The 1,298-nt window shown below is 65.6% G+C and carries 1 protein-coding gene; it reads left to right on the top strand.

Features of this window, described 5'->3' with window-relative positions:
* Positions 1–157 precede the first annotated feature (157 nt).
* On the top strand, positions 158–1,298 hold a 1,141-nt coding region (locus ATB98_RS00040), incomplete at its 3' end, for an IS256 family transposase (RefSeq protein WP_066867476.1).

Here is a 1,298-nt window from a genome sequence, read left to right as displayed (position 1 = left end):
GGTCGTGTCCCTACAGGTGGTGTAGCTCGGCGGTAGCGAAGCCGCTCGCGAGCGCGCCCTCAACAGCGCCGTAGCGAGCGGGCGGCGAAGCGGTGGTCATCGATGTTCTTCGGTAGGGTCGGGTTGCTGACACCAACCTGATTCGAAGGAACCACCGATGACCGACGACATGATGAACCTGCGTGCGCTCGTGGAGAAGTCCCCCGACGCCGATCTTTTGCGCGAGATGATCGGTTTTGCCGCCGAGCGGCTGATGGAGCTGGAGGTGGGCGCCGCCACCGGTGCCGGCTATGGCGAGAAGAACCCGCTGCGGACGGCCCAGCGCAACGGCTACCGCGAGCGGGATTGGGAGACGCGTGCCGGAACGGTCGAGCTGCGCATTCCGAAGCTCCGGAAGGGCTCCTACTTCCCCTCGTTCCTGGAGCCGCGGCGCATGGCCGAGAAGGCGCTGACGGCGGTCATCCAGGAAGCCTATGTGCAGGGAATCTCGACCCGCTCGGTCGACGATCTGGTCAAGGCCATGGGTATGAGCGGCATCTCCAAGAGCCAGGTCAGCCGGCTGTGCGAGGAGATCGACGGCAAGGTCAAGGCCTTCCTCGATCGGCCGATCGAGGGCGACTGGCCATATCTGTGGATCGATGCCACCTACCTGAAGGTCCGCCGCGGCGGCCGTATCGTCTCCGTCGCCGTCATCATCGCCGTCGGCGTCAACAGCGACGGTCGCCGCGAGGTGCTGGGCATGGAGGTCGGCACCTCCGAGGCCGAGCCGATCTGGACCGAGTTCCTACGCAAGCTGACCCGCCGTGGCCTCAGAGGCGTCAAGCTGGTTGTCTCCGACGCCCACGAGGGCCTGAAGGCCGCCGTCACCAAGGTGCTCAACGCAACCTGGCAGCGCTGCCGGGTCCACTTCATGCGCAACGTTCTTGCCCACGCCGGCAAGAGCGGTCGCCGTGTCGTCTCCGCCTTCATCGCCACCGCCTTCGCCCAGGAGACGCCGGAAGCCGCAAGCGCCCAATGGCGCGCCGTCGCCGACCAGATCCGGCCGAAGGTCCCCAAGCTCGCCGCCATCATGGATGATGCCGAAGAAGACGTTCTCGCCTACATGACCTTCCCGAAGGAGCACCGCGCCAAGCTGCACAGCACCAACCCGATCGAGCGCCTCAACGGCGAAATCAAGCGCAGGACCGAGGTCGTCGGCATCTTCCCCAATGATGACGCCATCGTCCGCCTCGTCGGCGCGATCCTGCTCGAGCAGAACGACGAATGGGCTGTCCAACGCGCCAGATACATGACACTAG

The organism is Sinorhizobium saheli, assembly GCF_001651875.1.
Lineage (GTDB): Bacteria > Pseudomonadota > Alphaproteobacteria > Rhizobiales > Rhizobiaceae > Sinorhizobium > Sinorhizobium saheli.
This window is presented reverse-complemented; position numbering and strand designations above follow the sequence as displayed.